Genomic DNA, 5,144 nt, shown 5'->3' with positions numbered 1-5,144 from the left:
CCCCGGAAAGGCCGGCGCAGGACCCCCCGAGACCCCGCTCCCGCCGCACCCCGCCCCACGGCGACCACGGACCGGGGCACCCCGGAGGACCCCCTGGACCTGCTGTGCGTGGGCGCGGGCCCGTTCGGTCTGGGGCTGGCGTGCCTGGCCGACCCCCTGGCCGACGTGCGCGCCGCGTTCCTGGACGCCGCCGACGGCTTCGACTGGCACCCCGGGCTGCTCTTCGAGGACGCCACCCTGCAGGTCCCGTTCCTCGCGGACCTGGTGACCATGGCGGATCCCACGTCCCGCTTCTCGTTCCTGCAGTGGCTCAAGGAAACGGGCCAGCTGTACCCGTTCTACGTGCGGGAGTCCTTCTACCCGCTGCGGCGGGACTACAACGCCTACTGCCGCTGGGCCGCCGAGCGGGTGCGCGGCGTGTACTGGGGCCACCGGGTCACGGGGGTCACCCGGCCGGCCGGGGAGGGCCCGTGGCGCGTGGAGGTCGAGTCGCACGGCGAGCGCCGCGCGTGGTGGACCCGTCACCTCGTGGTGGGCACCGGCACGGTCCCCCAGCTGCCCGCGCAGCTCTCGGAGGTCTCCGGATCCACGGTGCACGCGGGTGAGTACCTCGCGCGGCGTGAGGACCTGGTGGGCCGGGAGCACGTGAGCGTGGTGGGCTCGGGACAGTCCGCGGCGGAGGTGTTCCTGGACCTGCTCACCACCCCGGGCGGTCCCGCGGTGGACTGGATCACGCGCTCGCCGCGCTTCTACCCCATGGAGTACTCCAAGCTCTCCCTGGAGCTGACCTCCCCGGACTACCTGGACCACTTCCGGTCCCTCCCGGAGGCCGAGCGGGACCGGCTCAACGCGTCCCAGCCGCAGCTGCACCGCGGGATCTCGGACGAGACGATCGAGGCGGTCCACGAGGCCCTCTACGTCCGCCGGGGTGATCCCCGAGCCGCGCCCGTGCGGCTCGTGGCGGCCACCGAGCTCACGGGCGCGTGGCACGAGGGCGGGCGCACGGTGCTGCAGTGGCGCAACACCGAGAACCACCGGGTGCGCGAGACGGTCACGGACGCCGTGGTGGCCGCCACCGGCTACCGCCCGGCGGCCCTGGACTGGCTCGAGCCGGTGCGCGAGCAGCTCACCCTGGACTCGGCGGGGCGGCTGAGCCCCGAGCGCCACCACCGGGCCAGCGCGGATGGCACCGTGCACGTCCTCAACCACGGCGAGCACACGCACGCCCTCACCGCACCGGACCTGGGCATGGGTGCGCTGCGCAACGCCCACGTCCTGGCGCACGTGACGGGCCGGGAGCCCTACGCGACCGAGGCGCACACCACGTTCCAGAGCTTCGGGATGATCCCCCAGGCCCCCGCGGTCCCCCGCGTGGACCCGTCCCGGTGGCACGACGGCGCCCTGACGCTCCGCACGCAGGGGCGCACGTTCTCGCTGCGGCCGGTGGACGTGGACGCGGACCTGCCGCTGCTCCACGAGTGGCTCAGCGCGCCGCGCGCCCACGCGTGGGAACTCGTGGGCGCGGCCCCGGAGGAGGTGGCCCGCGAGTACCGCCGGATGGCCGCGGCTCCCGGTGAGGACGCCTGGCTCGTGAGCGAGCACGGTGAGCCGCTGGCCCTGCTCGAGACCTACGACCCCGCCCGCAGCCCGCTCGCCGAGGTCTGGCCCGTGCGCGACGGGGACGCCGGTCTGCACCTCTTCGTCGCCGCCTCCACCCGCCCCGTCCCCGGCACCACGCGCGCCGTGATGGCCGCGTCCCTCCGGTTCCTGTTCTCGGACCCGTCGGTGCAGCGGGTGCTCGTGGAGCCGGACCTGCGCAACGAGAAGATCCGCGCGATCAACCGGTGGGCGGGGTTCCGGGAGGTCGGCGAGTGCCCGTTGCCGGGAAAGACGGCGTGCGTGAGCGTCGTCGACCGCGCGGACCCTGCACCCTGGAAGGACGGGGAGGACGACGCCGCCCGCGAGCGCCGCGCCGCGCAACCCTCCCCGGGCGACGACGTCAGGAACTCGCCCGCTGCCGGCGGCCCGCGCCCCACGGCCGCAGACGGCCGCGAGCGATGCGCTGCACCGCACTCCCCGGGCGTCAGAAACCCTGGAGCGGAGGATGCGCCCGCACCCAGCGGTCCCCGTCCCACGGCCGCCACCGCCCGGGACGGTTCAGCGCCGACCCCGCAGGAGCGGACCACGCCCTCCACGGCAACCACCCGGCTGCCCGCCGAGCACCGCAGCACGGAGGTGACCCGATGACGGACCTCGTGGAGCGGCAGCACCCGACCGACGGCGCCCGGCGCACCGCGCCGCACCCTACGCGGGCGCCCAGCCTGGACCGGGAGACGGCCCGTGCACTGCAGCGGGACGTGCTCGCCAAGATGTTCTGCGAGTTCAGCCACGAGCGGATGCTGACCCCCGAACCTTGCGGTGACGGGTGGACGGTGGCCGACGCCTCGGGCGCACCGCGCTGGTACTTCGAGGCCACCCGGCACCCCCTCGAGCACTGGGAGGTGGACCCGGACTCGGTGCGCCGCATCGACCCCGGGCACGGGCCGGACGGCCGCACCCGCGAACGCGGTGGTGCAGCGGTGCCGGGACCGGGCGTCGTCGTGCCCGCGGCCGCCAGCGGCCGGGAGGCGGACGGCGCCGAGCCGGACGCCCAGCAGGCCGTGCTGGACCTCCAGGACGTGCTGGGGCTCAACGACGAGATGCTGCCGCTGTACCTGGAGGACCTCTCCGCGACCATGTTCTCGATGGCGCGGCGTCGTGCGGCTCCCGCGCCCACCGCGGCGCAGCTGGCCCGCAGCGAGCTGCCCGAGGTGGAGCGCTTCCTGGACCGCGGGCACCCGGGGTTCGTCGCGAGCTCCGGCCGCGTGGGCCTGGGCGCCGCGGAGGCCGAGGCCTGGGCGCCGGAGGCCGCCGAGCCCACCGCGCTGACATGGCTGGCCGCGCGCCGGTCCCTGTGCACCGTGTCCCTGGGCGTGGAGCTTGACCACGAGGAGCACATGCGCCGTCACCTCACGGCCGGCGAGCGCGAGCGCTTCCGGGCCGTGCTCCGCGATGCCGGTGAGGACCCGGACGACTACACGGTGATCCCGGTGCACCCCTGGCAGTGGGAGCACCGCATCCTGCCGGGGATGCTCCCGGACGTGCTGCGCCGGGACCTGGTCCTGCTGGGCGAGGGTGACCACCTCTGGCGGGCGCAGCAGTCCCTGCGCACGTTCCTGGACGTGACCGACCCGCACCGGGACTACGCCAAGACCGCGATGGGCGTGCACAGCATGGGTTTTCTGCGGGGCCTGTCCCCCGCGTACATGCGCACGATGCCCGCGATCAGCGACTGGCTGCACGCGATCACCGAGGAGGACGAGTTCCTCCGCGAGCGCGGCATCCGGGTGCTGCGGGAGCACGCCTCGGTGGGCTACACCGGGGACGCGCACCACCGCAGCGGGGTGCGCTCGGACCACACCAAGCAGCTGGCCGCGCTGTGGCGCGAGTCCCCGCTGCCCCTGCTGGCCCCGGACGAGCACGCCGCGAGCCTGGCCGGGGTGCTGCACACGGACCGCGCCGGGTGTCCGCTGGCCGGTGCGTGGATCGAGCGCTCGGGAGCCTCGCCGGAGGCCTGGGTCCGTGCGCTGCTGGACGTGTACCTCGTGCCGGTGGCCCACCTGCTGCTGTCCCAGGACACGGCCATGATGCCCCACAGCGAGAACGTGATCCTGCGGCTGCGCGACGGCTTCCCCGTGGGGGCGTTCTGGAAGGACCTCGGCGAGGAGGTCGCCGTGCTCAGCAACCGTCCGCTGCCCGAGGGCATCGAGCGCATTCGGGCCGTCACCGATCCCGAGGAGCGTGAACTCGCGGTCCACACGGACGTGCTCGACGGCGTGCTGCGCCACCTGGCCGTGCTGCTGCACACCACCGGCATCCTGGACGAGACGCAGTTCTGGGGGATCGCCGCCCAGTCCCTGGACGAGCACCGCGAGCGGTTCCCCGAGCACTGGCGGGAGCTGGACCTGTTCCGGGAGAGCTTCGCGCACTCGTGCCTGAACCGGCTCCAGCTGCGCAACCCGCAGCGGATGGTGGACCTCACGAACCAGTCGGAGTCCTTGACCTATGCCGGCCGACTGGAGAACCCGCTGGCCACGTTCCGCAACCACGCCCGAGGAGGAGCTCGATGATCGAGGGACCGGGGTGGCGCGTCTTCCGCGACCCGGCCGGAGTGCCGCACGTCCAGGCCGATGACCTCACCGCACTGGCCCGCGGCCACGGGTACGTCACCGGCCTGGACCGCGCATGGCACGCCGAGGTGCTGCGCCGCCGGGCCGAGGCCCGTTCCGCCGAGCTGCTGGGCCCGGACGCGTTCGACGCGGACGCGCTGAGCTTCGCCGCGGACGTCGTGGGCACCGCGCGGCGCTGGTGGGAGGCGGCGTCGGCGCCGGACCGGGAGTTCTTCGCCGCCTATGCGCGCGGGATCTCCGAGGCGCTCGCGCGGGTCTGGGCAGAGACCCCCGAGGTGCGCGAGGCGGGTCTGACCGAGGAGCCCCCGCGCCCGTGGGATCCGTGGACGCCGATCGCCGTGCACCTGGACGCCCACCTGCTCACCGGCAGCCTCCCCGAGCAGCTGTGGCGGCGCCGCGTGCGGCGCGTGCTCGGCGAGGCGTGGGTTCCCGTGCTGGACGCGGAGTCCCCCGCGGCCGCCGGCTCCAGTGCGTGGCTCGTGCCCGGGGAGCTCTCCGTGAGCGGCGCGCCGCTGCTCGCCGCGGACCCCCACCGGGTCGTCGAGGAGTCCGGGCCGTACCAGCCCGTGTCCCTCTCCGCCCCGGGGCTCCGTGTGCGCGGTCTGGCTCTCGTGGGGCTGCCGGGTGTGCCGCACTTCGGGCGCACCGAGACGGCCGCGTGGGCGATCACCGCGGCCATGACCGTGACCGAGACGCTCACCGAGCTGCCCGTCGAGGCCCGGGACGGCGCGTGGCACGTCACGGACTCGGGTGAGCCGCTCGTCGCCCGCAGCACCGTGCTGCGCTCCCGCGACGGCGTGGAGCGCACCGTCACCGTGCGTTCCTGCGCAACAGGCTTCGTGCTGCCGGGCACCGACGCAGAGGAGTCCCTGCTCGACGAGGCCGCCCCCGGCTCCACCGCGACCGTCACCGTGG

Annotated in this window: 3 protein-coding genes; all 3 read left to right on the top strand. The window is 74.8% G+C overall.

All coding sequences use genetic code 11. From position 1 onward, the window contains the following. On the top strand, positions 1-2,247 hold a 2,247-nt coding region (locus D9R02_RS11135; protein ID WP_310793826.1), incomplete at its 5' end, for a GNAT family N-acetyltransferase. Next, positions 2,244-4,169, top strand: a complete 1,926-nt coding sequence (locus D9R02_RS11130) for an IucA/IucC family protein (RefSeq protein ID WP_121566925.1) — start codon at positions 2,244-2,246, stop codon at positions 4,167-4,169. The genes D9R02_RS11135 and D9R02_RS11130, both read left to right, overlap by 4 nt. Then, the coding region (locus D9R02_RS11125; RefSeq protein WP_147435361.1) for a penicillin acylase family protein at positions 4,166-5,144 on the top strand (979 nt) is incomplete at its 3' end. The genes D9R02_RS11130 and D9R02_RS11125, both read left to right, overlap by 4 nt.

The sequence above is a fragment of the Kocuria rhizophila genome (genome assembly GCF_003667225.1).
In the GTDB taxonomy this organism is placed as follows: domain Bacteria; phylum Actinomycetota; class Actinomycetes; order Actinomycetales; family Micrococcaceae; genus Kocuria; species Kocuria rhizophila.
The sequence above is the reverse complement of the archived record's forward strand: the minus strand, read 5'-3'. Positions and strand labels throughout refer to the sequence as shown.